A 19,125-nucleotide genomic window follows, 5' to 3' on the forward strand; every position below is an offset into this window, starting at 1 on the left:
GCTTAAACCTGTGAAAAAACGAGTTACTCTGACATTTCCCAAGCGTGCCATTCAAATGCCTGTGACTTATGTACTGGCAAAAGATTTTAATGTAGCTGCTAATATTATCCGCGCCCAAGTGGCCCCCAATCAAATCGGCAAACTGGTGGTAGAACTCTCAGGAGACATCGATCAGCTAGATGCAGCAATTGAGTGGATGAGATCGCGCCATATTGGTGTGTCTTCAAGTTTAGGAGAAATTGCCATTGATGAAGATGTCTGTGTTGACTGTGGCTTGTGTACTGGGGTATGTCCAACAGAAGCACTGAGTCTGCACCCAGAAACATATAAATTAACATTCACGCGATCGCGCTGCATTGTCTGTGAACAGTGTATTCCGACTTGTCCTGTACAAGCGATTTCTACCAACCTTTAACTTAAGGGGAATATATCTGCTGTAACGCTGCGATCATCAATTAACCTCCCATCAGCAGGAGAATCATAAACTACTAATAGCGAAGGCACTCCTAATATATCTTTAAATAAAGTCATTCCCTCAGCATGATCATTGCGATTTCCATAAGGAATTTCTTGCACAAGCTGTGGATAGTTGAGCATATTTTCTGAAGGGTTAACACCATTTTGCCAACGATAAATTTGCACTGGGCCATCTAAATCCATTGTTGGCCCAGCTAAGATTAATAAATCTTCTCCATCAAGACACAAATCACGAATTCCTAACCCATTCAGCCAGAGAAAATATTTTTTGTATTCTTTATTTCCTTCACCCATCGGAATTAGTTTCATCAACCCTGGACTATGGTTTTGTAGTTCAATTTCTAAAACTATTGCCCAACCTCTTAATACAGGGCCACGCAAGCCTAAAAAAATCCTATTTTGATAAATGGCTAAACCTTCAATATCAAAACCATTATCTTTGCCAGGAATTGCAGCTTGAATAAATCCACCCAAATGAGGGTCACTTACTAAAGCAGACATCAATAAATTGCCTTGTTTTGTTATTTCTAATTTAGCAGATGTTAACTGTAAATTTGCATCTTTTGGATGTTGACAAGATGCAACTAAATGTCCATCAATCAAAGGAATTCTGCCTAAGATATAACGGTTAGATTCGATTTCAACTTTTGCCAGCCTAGAAACATTTTTTTGATCAGACTTGTCGGGTTTTGGTTTTTTGCGTTTGTAGCTATGCGAACCAACCAGCCATAAATAATAATCTGTATACGCCAGTCCTTCAATATCAATTTCTTCGTTTTCTGAGGCTGGTAAATTTAAAAAATCTGCGACTTTATATTGTTGGTGTTCGGCAAATTTATTTTCCTCAATCAAAGTTAGTCTTTCTAATGATGCAGTTTCATCTGAACCCAACCATAAATAACGGTCAGGTGTTAATATTACTCCCGAAATATCTGTTCTGTATTCTCGAAAGCTTTCAGTAAATGAGAGAATAATTTGCTTGATTATCTGTGAATTGTGCATGGTTTTGAGCAAGGTTTTAATTTGTATTTCTCATGAATATTTAAAAGCTATGACAACTATTTTATTCATAACTTAATAAATACATATCTAAAAATAATTCTTTTTTATGTGTATATTTTACTCATAATGATGATAATATTAACACTCATCATTATGATTATCAAGTTAAAAAAAGCTATCTTTAGATAGATGGAAATTTTTAATTAATGCTAGTATGCAGCAAACCCAATAAGTAACTAGTTGTTATTAATTATGAAATTAGCAACCAAAACCACAGTCAAAACTCTAGGCGAATATGCTTACCAAGCAATTCAAAAGCATTTTAATAAAACTTTAAAGTACGAAAAAACTGTTAAAAAAGATGAAGATCCAGAAGCGCTACATCAAATGCGTGTAGGGATGCGCCGTCTCCGCACCGCAGTTAGTCGGTTTGATGTCGTACTAAATTTGCCAAAGCCAGCAAGCGATAAAAATATCGGTAAACTTGCTCGTCGCCTGGGTAGCCTCAGAGATTTAGATGTACTCAAAGAAAATTTAGAACAGCTTTACCAACCAAAACTACCACATAAGGAACAGAAATCTTTACATAAAGCTTTTCAGGCTTTAGCAAAACAGCGCGAAGCCGCGTTAGCCGATGTGTTGAATACACTCAAGGATGAGCCATATAAATCTTTTAAACAAACATTAGAAGAATGGTTAAAACAACCTCACTATCAATCTCTAGCTGCTCTCTCAATTCAGCAAGTATTACCAGATTTACTTTTACCAGAAGTCAGTATTTTCTTTCTCCATCCAGGGTGGTTAGTGGGAACTCAAGTTGCCGAGTCTGAAGTCAAGATTCGTATTGATTGGCAAGCTGAAAAAATAGAACAACATCTAACGAATAAAGGTGAAACGATTCATGATTTACGCAAACAAGCAAAACGTTTGCGTTATCAAATGGAATTATTTACTGACTTATATCCTGAATCTTCCGCAACTTATATTGCAGACATCAAAAGCATACAAGACATTTTGGGGAGTATTCAAGACAGCGTAGTTATGAGTGAGTGGCTGACAGATGTTTTTAAGTCAGAATTTAACACTCATCTGCCTACCCTGGCAAATTTATTAGCAGAAAACCGGTACCAATTATGGCAGCAGTGGCAACCATTACAAGAAAAATATTTGATGGTGGAAAACCGACATAATTTTCGTTTAGCTATCTTGCAATCAGTTTAGATTTTTGGAGCTATTTTATCTGATTTTTTCTGCTACTAACGAGGAGTTAAACTAATAGGTGCCTCAAGGGATAAGATATAAACACTGCTTTGAGGAATTTGTACAATCCGGGTGTTTTCTGCGGAACGCAAGCCTGTCAGCAATCCCACAGCACTTCCTAACATAGCTCCTCGATCAAATTGCTCAGGATCTCCTTGGCTTAAAAAACCTAAAGTGCTGCCACCAATTCGCCCCCAAACAGAACCATTTTCAACTGCTTTATCATTAGCGCGTACATGGGTAATGGTAGTACCAGGAATAATTTGACTAGAGGCTTTAATTGCGATAATCCGTCCGTTAATTACTAAAGACTGTGCCACAATTTTTGCGCCTCCTTCCTTTGGTTGCAAAACTATACTTACAGGAGTATTTTCAGGCGCAACAATATTACCTTGAGCATCTTTAATTGCACTAGCTAAAGGAAGGGTTAGAGGATAATCTTTCTTTTGCCCAATATCTACGGTAACAGGTGCAGGAAAAGCAACAATAATTGCTGTATCTTGAGGAATGGTGATTGCAGAACTAACTGCTTGCGCTTGAGGTTGTACAGTCGGGGCTTGTTGAGCATAAGCAGATGATATGACTGCGCCAAACAAAGACAGAGAACAAGCAAGGCTCAATAAAATATGTGTTTTCATAACCGTTTTCCTTTTGGTGTGAGTGTTTCATCCCTTCACTCAATCAATAGGTGTGAGGTTATGAGTTTATGCACCCTCTCAGACTTAGTATTAAGCATCATAGCTTTTAGCGATCGCATCTCGACATCATCGCTTTCCCTGATTTGACTCTCGCCTACGCAACTTTACCAAAATTCGGACTCGCCGCTTAAATATACAAAAAATTTTAAATTTGCTGAGAATCTGCGTATTTCTTTTGCAATTCTGCTGGGATGGGAATAGGACGATTATTTTGTAAACTGACAAAAGCACCTTTTTGTGTAGCTATTGCTGCCAACTCATTATTAGATAAAATTTCAGCTTGTACAGTCCATTTTAGTCGTCCTAAATCACTTAACCATAGATGTCCTATGACTTTATCTATGAGTTTGATAGAACGCTTATAACTGATTTCAGTTCCTAGCATGATTGGTGCGTATCCTTGTTGGATTTGTTTATCAAGTTGCCAGTGTTCATCTAAGAACTTCAAGCGTAAGTCTTCTAGCCATCTGATATAAACTATGTTGCTGACAATTCCAGCAAAGTCAATGTCATAAGTTCTTACAGGAATTGTTAGTTTCACTTCTAATGCTCTGTGCAAACTTTGAGTTAATGCCATAATCACTCCTAAAACTAATTTTTAAGACCAAAAGGTTTGTTTTATGTAGCACCTATCTAATGTAGATAATTATTTGGAAATTCAAGCTTTATTTATCACTTAAGAATAAATTTAAACTTCTATTTTGTAATTCAAATTTAATTCGTCTCCGGTTGTACCTCTAATGCCCCAGTGAGATTTTGGAGTTTCAAAAAGGGTGATTTCAATATCGTTAACAGAAATACCAAAGGTTTCATAAATATCCTTAATTAACTTCCGAATTAGCTCTTTTTTTGTTTCCATTGAGCGTCCTTCAAACATGATAATTTCGATGACTAGATAATTATCCGACCTATCGTTAGGATAGTAGAAGTTTTCTGGTTCTAAGGGAAAAAATCGCTGAAACCTTTTTTCAGGAGCAACTTTGATAATTTCAATCAGGCAGGTATGAATAATATTAGATAACTCGGATTTAATTGGATTTAGTTTATCCGCTAAACCATATACTTTAACTTGTACCATTGCTTTTAAGATTAGTGGTTATATACTGTTTCAAGTGAGTAATTATTCTTTGGATGTGAATTACATCGTCGCATAACTTGCTCATCATGATTGCGCCTTCTAAAGTAGCAATCATAATAGTTGCAACTTCATCAGCATTCACTCCAGGGCGAATTTCACCTCTATCAATTCCCTTAGTAATAATTTGAGAAATCAAGTTTAGCCAAGAGTTCATTGCTTGTCGCGCCCGATCGCGCAATGCTGGATGAGTATCATCACTCTCAATCGCTGTATTCAACAGTGGACAACCACCTTTAATTGGTGGATGCTCAACAAAGCTGCTAAATACTTCCATAATCGCTTCTAGGCGTTCAACTGCATCATTTTTACTGCGAATCGCGGCTTTTGTCCGCTGACTGATAAGGGCGATCGCAAAATCAAATGCTTGAAGTGCTAATTCATCTTTGCTGGAGAAGTGATTGTAAATTCCTCCTTTCTGCAATCCGGTAACACGCATAATATCTGAAATAGACGAACCCGCGTATCCCTGTTGGTTAAACAGTTCCGCCGCTTGTTGGAGAATTCGAGTTTTTGTTTCTTTACCTTTAGACATAAAAGTTTTACCGACCAATTGGTCTGATTAAAAATAACATGATAAATAGTGACAAATCAATCCCGACCGAGATGATTCACAATAAATAAAGTTATCGTAATTGATCAAGATGCTTCCCAACCGCTATCAAAACCTGAATTTGATTCAGCAACTTGACCCAGTACAAGACCATAGTCAGATATATCATCTGATGTCGGGTTATGAATTTTCCTGGGAAATGCAGCGATCGCTCGAATTAGCCTTAATGCGAACTTACTGCGTTCCCAATATTTCTAAATTACTAGATAAGACAAAAGAATTTTACCAGCGTCCGCAAAAACGCTATGACGACACCTCTATTCTGCTGGTAGAAATTGTCAAGTGGGGTTATGAGAGCGATCGCGGTAAACAAGCATTACAACGCATGAATGCTATCCACGGACGCTTTAAGATTGACAACGCAGATTTTTTATATGTACTTTCGACCTTTATTTACGATCCTATCGACTGGAATGCGAATTTTGGTTGGCGGTTGATGTGCGAACAAGAAAAATTAGCTTGCTTTTACTTTTGGCAAGAAGTCGGTAAGAGGATGCACATTGAAAATATTCCCGAAACCTACGCAGAGTTTGAACGTTATAAACTAGACTACGAACGAGAAAACTTTCGCTATTCTCACACAAACCGCCGCGTTGGCGAAGCAACCCTCGCTTTATTTTTGAGTTGGTTTCCTGGTTGGATGCGACAACCATTAAAACCGATTATCTATGCTTTAGTTGATGAGACAATGCTTGATGCTTTTGGTTTTGAACACCCTTCACCATTGTTGCGTTTTACTATGGTAAGAATACTGAAATTCCGCGCCAGATTAATGCACTTGTTCCCACCGCGGACTCAGACTAATTTTTATATTGATTCTCCTATCCGCAGTTATCCCAATGGTTATGAGATAGCCAAGGTGGGGCCAGATGACAGAGGTAAGTGAGGTTTATGGTTTAACAGGCGATCGCTGGGCGGTAAAACTGTAAAAATTAAGCATTGGTGATGCAATTTCTCAGACCTGATATTAACTATGACTCAACTTCCTGATACTCTTGAAGATGCGATCGCTCAAGCCAGTGAAGCCACAAAAACCGCTTTAGCAGATGATTACAGTCGTAACAGAGGTAGCAAGGAACTAATTTTCTTTGCTACCTCTGTGTAGTGTGTCGATGATAAATAAGCTGCTTATTAGCGATTTGGAGTAATCATAAATCTGCTCCTTACGTAATTCAATTAATAGAAAAATCAAGACTCTAGCTCATAACTTATCAAGTTGCATCAGCCTGATTATCTACTGTTTTCTCAACTAAGGAACGTAATGAATCTGCATCTTTGTTTACCCGTTCTTGCTGATACCAGAATGTAATTTCACGATCAGAAGCGTTAGCTAATACGGCTAGTCTTTTACAGTGAGGGCATTCGTAAACTTGGGGAAATTCTGGTTTTGGTCTTGTAGGAATTAACAGTTTATAGACCTGTCTTTCAAAATCTTCATCAGATTCAGCTTGTTGATGTGCTGCAACCAAATTATCAGCTAATTTTTCAATTAGTGGTTCCCACAGCAACTTAAAACCTTGCCGATTGGGTATTGGAGATAGGTTAATGATTTCACCGCATATACAACTAATTTTGGGCATAATAATCTCCTAACGATTGGGAGCATCCCAGTTTTATTTCACATCAAAAGAATCAAGAATTTAGCTCATAGCTTATCAAGCTTCATCAGTCTGATTATCTATTGTTTTCTCAACCAAGGAACGTAATGAATCTGTCTCTGTGTTTGCCAGTTCTTGCTGATACCAGAATGTGATTTCACGATCAGAAGCACGGGCTAATACAGCTAGTCTTTTACAGTGAAAGCATTCGTAAACTTGAGGATTCGCTGGCTCCCAACTCCTTGGATATAAAAGTTCATAAACTTTATTTTCAAAATCGTCATCAGATTCAGCTTGTTGATGTGCAGCAACTAAATTATCAGCTAATTTTTCAATTAGCGGTTCCCATAGCAACTTAAAACCTTGCCGATTTGGTATTGGGGATAGGTTGATAATTCCACCGCATATACAACTAATTTTGGGCATAACAATCTCCTAACGATTGGGAGCATCTCAGTTTTATTTCATATCAAAAGAATCAAGAATTTAGCTAATGGCTTATCAAGCTTCATCAGCCTGATTATCTACTGTTTTCTCAACCAAGGAACGTAATGAATCTGTCTCTGTGTTTGCCAATTCTTGCTGATACCAGAATGCAGGCACTTTATCAGCAGCACTGGCAAACACAATCAGTCGCTTACAATTTGGACATTCATAAACTTGAGGAAATTTTGGCTTCTTGAGATAAAAAAGGTCATAGGCTTGCTTTTCAAAATCTTCATTAGATGCTGCTTGTTGATGTGCATTGACTAAAGAATCGATAATTTGTTCAATTTTGGGTTCCCAAATAAGCTTAAACTCTTGGCGATTTGGAATCACAGATAAATTGATAACTTCATCACACAAACATCTGATTTTGGGCATAAGAACTTTTCCTTTTTGCATTTGAGCGTAACATTGTTACTCCTCACAACTTACTTTTGTAAGTTTTAATATTTGCTGTATCTAGTTTCTTTGAGAAAAATAAATAATAATTGAGTGCAATTACGGTTATTTTTTAAAGTTATTAAAAAGCTAAATAATGTTCTCTAAATATACGTAATTTTAGTATAATCACGAAGGCATAGACTTTGTATCTTTCGATTAATTTAATATAAATTATTGATGAAGACGCATAGAAAAAACTCTACCAGTCTTGAAGATGTTGGCTTGATGTACGAAATCTAAGCTATGTCAGGTTAATTTTTAGCAATCAAAAGATGACGAGGCGCGATCGCTGGGCGGTAAAACTGTAAAAATTAAGCATTGGTGATGCAAGTTCTCAAACTCGATATTAACTATGACTCAACTTCCTGATACTCTTGAAGATGCGATCGCTCAAGCTCGTGAAGCCACAAAAGCCGCTTTAGCAGATGGTTACACCCGTGTGCAAGTTGATTTGCTGTTCCCGGAACTCAAACAAATGCCTGTAGCGGAACAATTTCTGCCATTATTTGCTGAATATGAGTCGCGGTTGAAAGTGTTCTTTGCTGATGCTGGTGGTGCAGCCTTAGCACGTCGTGATTGGGTAGATGCAGCATTTCAAATTTTGGATATTGGGACAGGTAGGGCTGCCTCTATTCAGTCTAAAATCAAACCAGAAGACGAAATTTTCTTATTTGTTTCCCCAAGTGCGGTGGAAATACCCCAACTGGAAAAAGTTTGTGAAATTATTGGCGATCGCCCTTTGGTTATGTTAAACCCACGCCTAGAAGATTCTGGTACTGTAGGGATTGGTTACGCTGCTAGACAAATTCGTGAGCGTTTTCTCAATACCATTGAATCTTGCTATTATTTGCGTCCAGTTGATGAAAACACCGCTGTCTTTCGCTGCTATCCCGGACAGTGGGAAGTTTTGGTACAAAAAGGCGAAACCTGGGAAAAAATAGCTGAACTACCCAAAAAACCATCGGGCGATGATATTGACTATCTGCTGATGCAAGGGCAAGGGCAAACATCAACTGAAGGTACACCTATGAAAAAACCCAGTATGTTAAAAAGCTTACAACGATTTATTAAGGCTTTGAGTAGCTAGTTAAGACTTATGCAAGAAAACGAAAAACTAAGATTTTAGATGAGGGTGTCAGGGTTTAGGTGTTAAAAGCCCTGACACTCTTATATACACCCTCATACCCTTACACCCATTCTTGACATAAAATATTGGTGCATAATTCCTGTTTATCTCAACTTAAATTCATCAAATTTCATAACTTCTGAATCTGGTTTGCGCGTATCAAAAAGGTAGCTGCTAACCTTACCTGTAGACGTATCGAAGATACTAAAAACAGTAATATTATTACTAGCAAGATAAGGCATTGGTTTACCATCATCACCTAATAGTGGTGCAATGCTTGGTACTACTGGTTCCAAATCATTAGGATCGCCCAGGATAACATATTTTTCTTGATAACCTGTGGGAACTTCTCGCTTTCTGTCACCCCAAGCTGCACCATAAGTATTACCAACATTTGAGGTTTCTAAAAACTGCATTCCCTGAGAACTAATAAAACGATTCCATAAATGAGAATGACCATAAAATACTAACTGCACATTAGCTGCTTCTAGTAACGGGACAACATCACGAATAATATAGTCAGCATTGTGAGGATATTCGTAACGCACAGATGTAATTTTATCTTGTTGATTGCGATCGATAATTTGCACTGGGTCAGTGTAGGCAGGGACAATATTATCACCGAGGGTATGGGGCGGATGATGGAACATCACCACTTTATATTTTGCTTGTTGAAATTCTGGGCTGTTGAGTTCTGCTGTTAACCAATTGTACTGTGTACTACCTTGGGAAATTGGCTCATAAATTATCTGTCCATAACCCCAATTTTCAGGATTATCTAAATCTTTCTCTGCTTCCCGATACCTACCTGGATATTTTTCATCTAACTTGGGAGTGCGCCACATATTTGTGATGTATAAAACTATTAAACGCACGTCACCAAAACTAACTGCATAATATTTTTTCCCACCTATTTTACTTTGAGGTAAGCTCAAAATTTCTTCGTAGGTGGTCGTATTAAAAGAATTATCAATAAGCGATTTGCCACTATAGAGTTTTTGAGCAACAGCACGGGGAAATGTATCATCAAATTCATTGTTTAAATTGTTTGTTCTGGCAAAGCGTCCCATGACTTCATGATTACCAATGCAGCTATACATAGGTGCGTGTTGAATGATTTGCCCGCCAGTATAAGTAACTTTTACACCATCATGCTGCATTTCATATTTAGCACGACCTTGCAAACCTGGAAATAACGCATTGCCCCGATTATCATCAAACCATTCTGAGGCGCGATCGCTCACATTAATTAAATCACCAGCAAACCACACAGCATCTACTCGCCCCACTGTTTCTACTACTTTTTGTAGATTTGCGGCGGTCATTGGCTTGAGTTGATGGTCGGAAGTTAAGAGAATTTTTAGTGGTGTACCCGGTTCAGGTTTAGCAGCCAGAGTAAAAACATCACTGCTAACAGATACGCCGTCTTCTCTCTCACTGGTAACGCGATAATTCACCCGCACCCCTGACGTTAACCCTGCTACCTCAGCTTCGTGTCGCCAAATATCCCGTTTAGTCGGTTGTTGATAAACTTGTCCGTCTTGAGTTTGGTTCCCAACACGTGATTTTCGGTCTTCTCTGGTGCGGCTGAGTTTGGTAGTAGTAGCTTTGGCAGTTTGCTGCAAATTTTCACCGTAAACAACTGTATGTTTATTGCCGACAAACTCAGTAAACCATACTACTCTGACTGAGGTTGCAGTTGGCAGTTGCAAAAATGGATCTGTCAACAGTTGAGGGGCTGCGGTCATAATGGTTTGCCCAAATGAATGCACGCTTACCAAGGTAAAGCATAGAATAAACAGAAGTACAGGTATAAGCAATTTCATGATTTGTTCCGTTTGGGATGGTGATCAAATTCATGAATAACAAGAAAAAGTTAAATTTCTATTAAAATATTTCAATTATCAGCAGATGTAACAAACTCTACTAAATTTTGGAGGGAAAACCGTTAACTTAATGAGAGCCATAAATGTAATTCAGGCTACATTAATATGCGACTAGAGCAGTTGCAAGCTTTTTTAGCGATCGCCGATAGTGGTAGCTTTCAACAAGCAGCCAGACAATGTGGTGTCACCCAATCAACTATCAGTCGCCAGATTCAAGCCTTAGAAGCAGATTTGGGTGTGGAACTGTTTCACAGAAACACTCATGCTAAATTAACCTTGGGCGGAGAACGTTTATTGCCCCGTGTCCGCAAAATTTGCCAGGAGTGGCAAGTTGCTACACAAGAGTTAACAGATTTAATGGCAGGAAAACAGCCAGAATTGTGCATTGCCTCAATTCATTCCCTGTGCGCTTCTTACTTACCGCCAGTATTACAAAAATTCTGCCGTGATTATCCTGAAGTGCAATTGCGGGTCACATCTTTGGGCAGCGATCGCGCCTTAAAAGTTCTCAAAGATGGTTTAGTAGATTTAGCGATCGTCATGAATAATCGCTTTTTAACCACCGGCAGAGAAATGGTGGTGGAAGTTTTATATGATGAACCAATAGAAGTCCTCACCGCCGCAAATCATCCTCTAGCCCAATATGAACGCATCCCTTGGGCAGAATTGGTGCGTTATCCCCAAGTCGTATTTAAAGATGGTTATGGAATGCAGCGGTTAGTCCAAGATAAATTTGAACGTTTAGAAGCCACACTTCATGCAGCTTTAGAAGTTAATACCCTCGATGCTTTCCGGGGAGTTGTACGTCAAGGGGAATTAATAGCCTTACTTCCTACCTCCGCTTTGGTCGAAGCCCGGCAAGACCTAACTTTAGCCGTGCGCCCTTTAGCTAATAATCCCTTAGATAATTCTGGGTTAACTCGCCGTGTAGTCATGGTAACAACTCAAGACCGCCTGCATATTCCCCCAATTAAACACTTTTGGGAACTAGTCTTAGAAAATATTCCGCTGCAATCTCAAGAACAGCGATCGGCTTCCTGAAGTATGATGAGTCAACAGTCCATAGTCAATGGTCAACTGAAGTATGAAGTATAAAATTTTATCCTTCAGCCTCTTGCCTTTTGACTAATGACAAATGACTAATGACAAATATGAGTAACATCTTCAGGGAATTACTAAAAAAAGTAGGTGGTGGCAATCACACAGGCGAAAACTTAACTCGTGCGGAAGCTGCGATCGCTACTAAAATGATGTTGCTGGGGGAAGCAACACCAGCCCAAATTGGGGCATTTTTAATTGCCCACCGCATCAAACGACCAACGGGCGAAGAATTGGCAGGGATGTTAGATACATACAATGAACTAGGGGCAAAACTCCCAGCAATTCTATCTGCATCTCCAGTTATTGTACTGGGTATACCCTATGATGGCAGAACTCGCACTGCACCCATGAGCCATATCATAGCTTTACTCCTTGCTGCGGCTGGACAACCTGTGATCATGCACGGCGGCGATCGCTTGCCGACAAAATATGGTTTACCCTTAATAGAAGTTTGGCAAGGTTTAGGTGTTGATTGGACTGCTTTATCGTTACCTCAAACCCAGCAAGTCTTTGCACAAACGGGAATTGGCTTTATCTACACACCTAATCATTTTCCATTAACCAAAAGTCTTTGGGAATACCGCGACCAACTTGGTAAACGTCCACCCTTTGCCACAATGGAATTAATTTGGTGTCCTTACGCTGGTGATGCTCACGTAATTGCCGGGTTTGTCCATCCTCCCACAGAAGCAATGTTTCAATCTGCATTAGAACTCAGGGGAGTCAAAAAATATACCTTAATTAAAGGTTTAGAAGGGAGTTGTGACCTACCACGCGATCGCACCGCAATTATCGCTTTATCCGCATCCCCAGATTTAGAAAGGTTATTTCTTTCACCTCATGATTATGGGTTCACTACCAAAAATGTACCTTTAGGAACTACTAAAGAACTAATCACGCAAATTCAAGATGTTCTAACCGGAAAACCAGGGGAATTAATGCAAACAGCCCTGTGGAATGGAGGATTTTATCTGTGGCACAGTGGTATTTGTTCAGATATGCGATCGGGTATTGCCCAAGCAGAAAAACTCTTAACTAATGGTGCAGTCGCCACCAAACTCCAAGAACTGATTCAGGTAACTAATTCCGCCTACCATAATACCTTTCAGCATATTTGATTCGCATTGTCGCAGTAAAAGGCACAATCAAGAGTTTGGGAAAGGATGTGAGGTGTTAAGGTTTATTTGTTCCAACCCCTAACCCTATACCCTCATATCTAACAGTGTCGGATAAAAAATTTATACAATCTTGATATCTTCTTTGTAAAAATTGATAAACTATCTATTTGATTACCTCAGTTAGCCACCTCAGCTAAATCCGAACATTGAGTAATACTTGCATTTCCTTTAGAACAAGATATTAAAATTCATGAAAAAACTAAGTAGTTTTTCTAGTGTTAAATTTTTAACTTCTAGTATGGCTACGTTGGCTATTAGCTTGATCTCAAGTCAAAGTGCTACAGCAGCAACAATAGCTCTTGGTTTTACCAAGTTAACAGGTTTAGCTGGTGGTTCTCCGGCAACTACCGCTGTTTATCGTGCCGAAATTCCGGTTTTAAGCTTTGGTGAGATTGCTGCCATTGTCATTAAAGATATTAGCAATGGTACTGGTGGATCTCCTGGTAATGTCAGTGGCTTTGATTTAGATGCAGTCAAACTTAGTTATGTTTCTGTTGACAGCGCAGCGGCAGCGAAAAACATCCCCATTTCAGATTTAGTAGACGTTTTTGATTTTAGCCCTACAGGAACTATTTTGACTCCAGGAAGCCAACGTCCTCCTATGTCTCCGCCATTGTTTGGTACTACAGGCGGTAATGTCAATAATGCTGTAGCCACCCTGGGAAATTTTGATGCCAATTCTACTACTGACCCCAGCAAAATTTTCGGATTTTTCAGCTTGGGAGACAATGGTCAAGTAGAATTCAAACTCAAAAGTCCTGTTTCTACAAATAGTCCGTTATATCTTTACATTGGGGAAGTCGGAAATAATGGTGAAGTGGCAGCCGGAGAAGTGATTATCTCACAGCCAGCAAGTCCCGTTCCAGAACCTAGTGGTTTAGCTGTATTATCTTTGGCGGGGATATATTTGGCAGTTCGCCACCGCAAAAAAAACAAGTCTCAATAATTTTCCATAGAGTTATATCTAAGAAGAGACTGTAAGCCTCTGAAGCATCAACCGAATAATCAAACAAAGATTACATCAGCTAGATTTCTCTCAAAGATGAGATTGCTACATCTTTCTTCCTTGCAATGACATGCTTTCTAGAGCATTCCAACGGCTCATACTAATTCACCAAAATCTGGATATGTGTTTGTATGAAAATACTCAGCCCCTCTCCGCATCGAAGAGGGGCTGGAGGAGAGGTTATTCCAGGATGCCTGAATTGGTGTTCTAGAGAATCAGGAACAGACTTATTCCCTGTTCTTAACAACTATGCTTCTGGCACTTCTTGGGAGAACTTTTTATGAATTGTTTTGGATTTTTCCCCATCAGCAGCAACCGCAGTCATCAAATAGTCAATCAAGTTTTCTGAGAAGGGAACGCGGAGGTGAAATGTGCCATCTGGTTTAAGAGCGATGGGATTACCCGCAATATTGACAGTTGCATTGGGTTCGGTTGCACCGTGGATGATTAACTCTGCATCAGCGACAAACCAGAAATCGCGTTGGGGGCGGCTGAAGATGCGAACCGCAGTGGAACGGGCAATTGTCACCCAAGCATCACCTTCTGTAGCATAGCCGAGTTCAATCATATAGTCGCGATCGCTTGTCGGAATTGCCACATAGCGGTCATGGGTGATTTCTTCGCATTCATACTGCTGAATCAATTGGGGCTGCTGATAACTCATGTCGATATCAGTAGGATCATAAAGCCGCAATGCTAATTGCAGGATTCCCGCATTTTGCAGCATTTGTTTGCGGGTATCAGAAAGCTCCCAAGAAGCATAAGCCCATTTGGGTGTACGTGGTGTCAGGGTAATACTGCTATTATCTGCTGGTGAGGGCGATGACTGATCTAACGTTGGTAGATGCTCATCTTCTGTATAGAGAGGGCTGAAGACACGGACAATGGGAGAACGGGCTATACTGACCCAGCGATCGCCAACGATGAGGTAGCCAATTTCGGCAATGTAATCATGATCGGCTATGGGAATACCCACAGAGCTTGCAGATGTAGCGAAATCAAATTCGTACTGCTGGACGAATTGCGGCTGCTGATAACTCATATCAATGTTGGTGACATCATAAAGCCGCAAAGCCAATTGGAAGATTCCCGCATTTTGCAGCATTTGCTTGCTAGTGTCGGAAATATGCCAAGAGATATCAGCTAATTGATGGGTGCTAGGTGTCAGAGTGACAGTGCTGGTTTCATCAACTAACACTAAATTTGCTGCTTTAGTATTGGTATAAGCACTACCAAAGACACGCGCAATTTGGGAGTGAGCCAGCGTTACCCAGCCATTACCTTCAGTTGCATAACCAATTGCGGCAATGTAATCGCGTTCAGTTTGAGGAATAGCCACCGAGCCGCCCGATGTGGTGAGTTCACATTCATATTGCTGCACCAAGTGGGGCTGTTGATAACTCATGTCAATATCGGTGACATCATAAAGCCGCAAAACAAATTGGGATAGCCCAGCATTGTGAAGTATTTGCTGGCCATTTGCCGAAATTTCCCAAGTTACATCAGCTAAATCATGCGTTTTCGGTGTGAGAGTGACATTGCTCTGGGGGTCAGCGATCGCTAAAATTTCCGTTGTGGTAGCACTTGGTATTTGCCCTGTTGACTCTGGCGGATTCATCCCAGACCAGTCTCCTATCCCTGCACCTGGTAAGCTTTCTGAATTATTCACAATCAACTCCTCTGTTTGTTCTAACTCAGGTTCTGCTGCATCTGCAACGAAATTCAATTTCTCTATTTCCGGGTCTAACTGCGAGTCTTGTTCTGTGACATCTTCAGTCAGTGCAAAACCCCAATCATCCTCATCTATTGAGTTGTCAGGAATTTCTGGCAAGTCGAGAGTTGCGTTTGTCTCTGTCTCAGTCTGATTAACTGCTGCTACTGGCGTAATTGGTTCTGGGGGAACTTCGACTGTCGCGGATGTTTCTTCTGGCTCGTCAGATATTGTTGATGATTCTGAATTCGCGGTGGTTTTCGACCTATCTATAATGGGTGGATAGGACGTGTTGACCACTGAGGCTGGTGCTTCCATATCCCACGGCGATATGCCAAGATCGTAACCATTGTCTTCAGTTTGATGGTTTGCGGAGTCTTTGCCGACAATGATTGACCCAATCACGGCTCCTGTGCCAACAGCGAAAGCTGCATCGGCTGTTGAAGCTGGGATAGTACCTTCCAGCACATTAGCACCATTGTAAGAGCCATTGCCATTAGCCCAATTAGTCGGAGAAACTTCCGTTACCGGTTCGCTGATAGCAGTGGTTTCCATTGCTGCTGCTATTTCTGGTGCAGGTGGCTGAGGATTTGCTGGTGGGATGTCTTCTGCGATGGGAGAACTCGATGGACTCGTTCTAATCATCCACAACAGTAATCCAGCAATGACACCTACAGGTAATAGCAACCACCACAGCGGTATTTGTCCTTGAGCAATGGGATTATTCGCCGAGGGAGGTACTGGTTGCTGTCCGCCTGTTGCATCTGGGGCGATAGAAGCAGGTGGTTGCTGTTCGCTTGTTGCAGTCGGGGCGGTAGTTGCGACTGGTACTGCTGTTGTAAAGGGAGAAACACTAGCTTGGGGTGTGGTTTCTGGAGAAGATGGGGGATTGACAGCTAACAGTAGGGTAGGAGATTCACCTTTGGCGATCGCATCTGCTTCTTCTGTTCTAGCTGTTTCTATAGCTTGTTTTCCTGGTTTTGCTAAAGCAAAGCCGAGAAAACCTGCGACAGCGGGGCTAGGATTTTTTTTATAAACGTAAACTAAAGGTTGAGAGAAAGGATATTTCGGATCATTGGGTAAGGCTTGATGTAATTGCAATACCCGCACCCCAGGTAACTTGCTGATTTGATTGACTCTGGCGTAACTAATGCCATCTTTGCCGAGTTGTTTGACAATTTCGGCAGTGTTATCTTCTGTTAATTTGGTAGCAGTATCACCTGTAGCAAATTTTGCAGCCTTAAATACTGGGTAGTTGTTGAGGGCTTGGCGGGTATCGCTAGTATCTGGGCGATCAATCACCCGAATTTTGCCTGCTGGCCCTCCCAATTGTGACCAATCAGTCACACTTTTACCTCGAAAAATTCTGGCAAATTGTTTATCAGTCAAACTGCCTTTAAAAGGATTTTCTTCACCAACAATGATGGCAATTTTCTCGCGGTGCAAACGGACTTGTTCTAAACCTTGGGCTTTTTCTTCGGGAGTTAAACCACGCCCAATGGCCGCTATATCAGTTTTTCCCTCAAGTACAGCGTTAATTGCCGCATCTGTACCGTTGTTGGCAACGTCTATTTTTGTACCAGCAAACTGTTTTTCAAAACCTGCTTTGAGGTTTTGGTTGATCAGCGCCAAACTACTGGAACCATCAACACGCACCGTAGATCCATTCTCCACTGTTTGCGGCAGTGAGAAAGAGGGAGTGTCAGTGGCAGATTGTGCCAACACTGATGTTGACACAAACAGAGTGGCTGCCATAGGGGTGGTAGCTAAAGCTAACGTTAATGCCAGGTTGACGATCGCACTATCTTTTTTTTGTTGTTGCCCCATATACTCCTAATCCAAGGTACAGAAAACAGCGAACCGGCCAGTCCTCAATGTGATTTTGTTATCCAGGAGGAGACGCGCTAATTATACATCTGGTGTCAAGTTTCTTTGAAAATTTGGGTAATCTACGTATCCGAATCTATACTGTGTTTTACTTTATCTTGACTTTTGCCATTATTCATGGTCTGTTTAGTTTCTTTAAACCATTTAATAGCTTACATACTTTAAAATCTAAGTTATTTCTTGTTGTCGATGTCGATGTAGTTAACACATTTATTACCAATTAGCCCAGGATTATTTCACAAAAATATACACGCCAATGAGAAAATAGGCGAGGGAAAAAATTAAATATTATTACCGTTAATTTCTCAGTACTTACTCACCACTCTCTGATAAATAACAATGGCAATCTGGCTTTTCAATTAAAGACTCAACCAAGGCATTGAGGGTAGTTGCAGCCAGCAAACCACCGCCTAAAGTCCCTTCTACGGTAATCGCCGGCATTTTTTGTTGCAGAAGTTGGCGTTTGGCGGCGGGAGCGTGACTAAAGCCGATAGGCATTCCAATTACTAGGGCGGGTTGAATTTTTTGCTCTTTGATGGCGTTACAGGCGGCGAGGAGAACAGAAGGTGCATAACCAATCACTAAAATGCCGCCATTGGCAACTTGCTGTAATTTTTCTTGCCATTCTTGATGTTGCCAAAATTCCTGTTCGGCCTCTGTGGCGGTGGTGATGTGGGGGTTATTAATTAAAGTCGTGATGCGACAGCCTAAATGAGCTAATCTGGTTTGATCTAAAGCCGCTGCAACGGTGGGAATATCAACAAAAATCTCACAACTGGCAGATAAGGCTTGACGACTAGCCGCGATCGCACCGCCTCGCACTCTGACAAAGGATGCTAAACTCACATCACCACAGGCTAAAACCAACTGGGAAATCAGGTGTTGTTCAATTTCTGAACGGTGAGATAAATCAGGTAGCAAACGTTGTAACGATTCAGCAAATGCTTCTGAGTGAGTATGCACCTCTGCATCTAAACCACTCCAAAGTTGTTCTAGTCCACCTAAGCCAACTTGGGTTTCAACTTCTAACAATTTCATTTGGGCGAGGACTTCCGCCTGCATAATTTGACAATGGCGATCGCGTCCTAATAATCCTTCTAAGGCTGAGGCTGTTTGTCGCAGTTGGGCAATTTGCTGCATAATCGCCCAATACTGTTGTTGTAATTGGGCGGTGAGATTATCGGTTTCTGGTTCCGTCTCCAAAATATTGCGGATGTGGTTGAGTTGGAACCCTTGCTGCTTCAGCGCCACAATTCTTTGCAGCCGAATCACATCCTGTTCAGTGTAGAGACGATAGTTACTGGGCGATCGCACTGGTTGCGGCAACAGCCCCAATTGATGATAATGTCGTACCATCCGGGGAGTTATCCCACCTCCAACTGCTTCTGTGAGTTCTTTAATTGTTAAGTCACAAGTTTTCATGTGAGTGCAATACAACCTTTCTCTTGTAGGATAAACTTTCTAGTCCACCCCCAGAGAACTTACTTAACCTCAGTTCGGGTTAAAAAGATTTAATCGAA

General features: G+C 40.6%; 19 protein-coding genes. 8 read left to right on the plus strand and 11 right to left on the minus strand.

The features are described 5' to 3' along the window. Positions 1-10: 10 nt before the first annotated feature. Positions 11-415 carry an NIL domain-containing protein gene (locus NOS7107_RS02395; RefSeq protein ID WP_015111384.1) on the plus strand — a complete coding sequence of 135 codons (405 nt, stop codon included), beginning with the start codon at positions 11-13 and terminating at the stop codon, positions 413-415. Here NOS7107_RS02395 and NOS7107_RS02400 read toward each other — a convergent pair. Next, on the minus strand, positions 412-1,479 hold the full coding sequence (locus NOS7107_RS02400; RefSeq protein ID WP_015111385.1) for a DUF3616 domain-containing protein: 1,068 nt from the start codon (positions 1,477-1,479) through the stop codon (positions 412-414). The genes NOS7107_RS02395 and NOS7107_RS02400 overlap by 4 nt on opposite strands. 252 nt (positions 1,480-1,731) lie before the next feature. Between NOS7107_RS02400 and NOS7107_RS02405 the strand changes: the two genes are divergently transcribed. Continuing rightward, positions 1,732-2,700 carry a CHAD domain-containing protein gene (locus NOS7107_RS02405; protein WP_015111386.1) on the plus strand — a complete coding sequence of 323 codons (969 nt, stop codon included), beginning with the start codon at positions 1,732-1,734 and terminating at the stop codon, positions 2,698-2,700. A gap of 35 nt (positions 2,701-2,735) precedes the next feature. Here the strand turns inward: NOS7107_RS02405 and NOS7107_RS02410 are convergent, their stop codons facing one another. From NOS7107_RS02410 to NOS7107_RS02425, 4 genes are all read right to left on the minus strand, one after another. Then, the gene (locus NOS7107_RS02410; protein WP_015111387.1) at positions 2,736-3,377 is read right to left on the minus strand and encodes a hypothetical protein; all 642 of its coding nucleotides are present in this window, start codon (positions 3,375-3,377) and stop codon (positions 2,736-2,738) included. 205 nt (positions 3,378-3,582) lie between these two features. Then, the gene (locus tag NOS7107_RS02415) at positions 3,583-4,014 is read right to left on the minus strand and encodes a thioesterase family protein (RefSeq protein ID WP_015111388.1); all 432 of its coding nucleotides are present in this window, start codon (positions 4,012-4,014) and stop codon (positions 3,583-3,585) included. Between the two features lie 111 nt (positions 4,015-4,125). After that, the gene (locus tag NOS7107_RS02420; RefSeq protein WP_015111389.1) at positions 4,126-4,515 is read right to left on the minus strand and encodes a tautomerase family protein; all 390 of its coding nucleotides are present in this window, start codon (positions 4,513-4,515) and stop codon (positions 4,126-4,128) included. Further along, positions 4,502-5,107: a TetR/AcrR family transcriptional regulator gene (locus NOS7107_RS02425; protein ID WP_015111390.1), complete on the minus strand. Its 606-nt coding sequence runs from the start codon at positions 5,105-5,107 to the stop codon at positions 4,502-4,504. The genes NOS7107_RS02420 and NOS7107_RS02425 overlap by 14 nt, the downstream gene beginning before the upstream one ends. A gap of 109 nt (positions 5,108-5,216) precedes the next feature. Here NOS7107_RS02425 and NOS7107_RS02430 point away from each other — a divergent pair, with 109 nt between their 5' ends. Continuing rightward, positions 5,217-6,071: an oxygenase MpaB family protein gene (locus NOS7107_RS02430; protein ID WP_015111391.1), complete on the plus strand. Its 855-nt coding sequence runs from the start codon at positions 5,217-5,219 to the stop codon at positions 6,069-6,071. A gap of 87 nt (positions 6,072-6,158) precedes the next feature. Then, positions 6,159-6,290 (plus strand): hypothetical protein, encoded by a 132-nt coding sequence (locus NOS7107_RS28395; protein WP_015111392.1) that lies wholly within the window; start codon positions 6,159-6,161, stop codon positions 6,288-6,290. Positions 6,291-6,396: 106 nt separating this feature from the next. Here the strand turns inward: NOS7107_RS28395 and NOS7107_RS02435 are convergent, their stop codons facing one another. The 3 genes from NOS7107_RS02435 to NOS7107_RS02445 form a co-directional block, all read right to left on the minus strand. Then, positions 6,397-6,765: a hypothetical protein gene (locus tag NOS7107_RS02435; RefSeq protein WP_015111393.1), complete on the minus strand. Its 369-nt coding sequence runs from the start codon at positions 6,763-6,765 to the stop codon at positions 6,397-6,399. Positions 6,766-6,840: 75 nt separating this feature from the next. Continuing rightward, complete coding sequence (locus NOS7107_RS02440) at positions 6,841-7,209, minus strand: hypothetical protein (protein ID WP_015111394.1); 369 nt, start codon at positions 7,207-7,209, stop codon at positions 6,841-6,843. Between the two features lie 75 nt (positions 7,210-7,284). Next, positions 7,285-7,647 carry a hypothetical protein gene (locus NOS7107_RS02445; protein ID WP_015111395.1) on the minus strand — a complete coding sequence of 121 codons (363 nt, stop codon included), beginning with the start codon at positions 7,645-7,647 and terminating at the stop codon, positions 7,285-7,287. Between the two features lie 415 nt (positions 7,648-8,062). Here NOS7107_RS02445 and NOS7107_RS02450 point away from each other — a divergent pair, with 415 nt between their 5' ends. Then, a complete protein-coding gene (locus NOS7107_RS02450) occupies positions 8,063-8,797 on the plus strand; it encodes a DUF1995 family protein (RefSeq protein WP_015111396.1) in 735 nt (244 codons plus the stop codon). A 143-nt stretch (positions 8,798-8,940) separates the two neighbouring features. Here the strand turns inward: NOS7107_RS02450 and NOS7107_RS02455 are convergent, their stop codons facing one another. Continuing rightward, positions 8,941-10,584 (minus strand): fibronectin type III domain-containing protein, encoded by a 1,644-nt coding sequence (locus NOS7107_RS02455; RefSeq protein WP_044499586.1) that lies wholly within the window; start codon positions 10,582-10,584, stop codon positions 8,941-8,943. Positions 10,585-10,827: 243 nt separating this feature from the next. On the opposite strand from NOS7107_RS02455, the gene NOS7107_RS02460 reads away from it, so the two are divergent. The 3 genes from NOS7107_RS02460 (at position 10,828) to NOS7107_RS02470 (ending at position 13,947) form a co-directional block, all read left to right on the plus strand. Next, on the plus strand, positions 10,828-11,763 hold the full coding sequence (locus NOS7107_RS02460; protein WP_015111398.1) for a LysR family transcriptional regulator: 936 nt from the start codon (positions 10,828-10,830) through the stop codon (positions 11,761-11,763). Positions 11,764-11,873: 110 nt separating this feature from the next. Beyond that, entirely contained in the window at positions 11,874-12,941 is a 1,068-nt protein-coding gene (locus NOS7107_RS02465) for an anthranilate phosphoribosyltransferase family protein (protein ID WP_044499588.1), read from the plus strand. A 250-nt stretch (positions 12,942-13,191) separates the two neighbouring features. After that, on the plus strand, positions 13,192-13,947 hold the full coding sequence (locus NOS7107_RS02470; RefSeq protein WP_015111400.1) for a PEP-CTERM sorting domain-containing protein: 756 nt from the start codon (positions 13,192-13,194) through the stop codon (positions 13,945-13,947). A gap of 307 nt (positions 13,948-14,254) precedes the next feature. Here the strand turns inward: NOS7107_RS02470 and NOS7107_RS02475 are convergent, their stop codons facing one another. Further along, positions 14,255-17,545 carry a DUF4912 domain-containing protein gene (locus NOS7107_RS02475; RefSeq protein WP_015111401.1) on the minus strand — a complete coding sequence of 1,097 codons (3,291 nt, stop codon included), beginning with the start codon at positions 17,543-17,545 and terminating at the stop codon, positions 14,255-14,257. Between the two features lie 372 nt (positions 17,546-17,917). Beyond that, positions 17,918-19,027, minus strand: coding sequence for a precorrin-8X methylmutase (locus NOS7107_RS02480; protein ID WP_015111402.1), 1,110 nt, complete (start codon positions 19,025-19,027; stop codon positions 17,918-17,920). Positions 19,028-19,125 lie beyond the last annotated feature (98 nt).

This window comes from Nostoc sp. PCC 7107 (genome assembly GCF_000316625.1).
Classification (GTDB): Bacteria; Cyanobacteriota; Cyanobacteriia; order Cyanobacteriales; family Nostocaceae; genus Nostoc_B.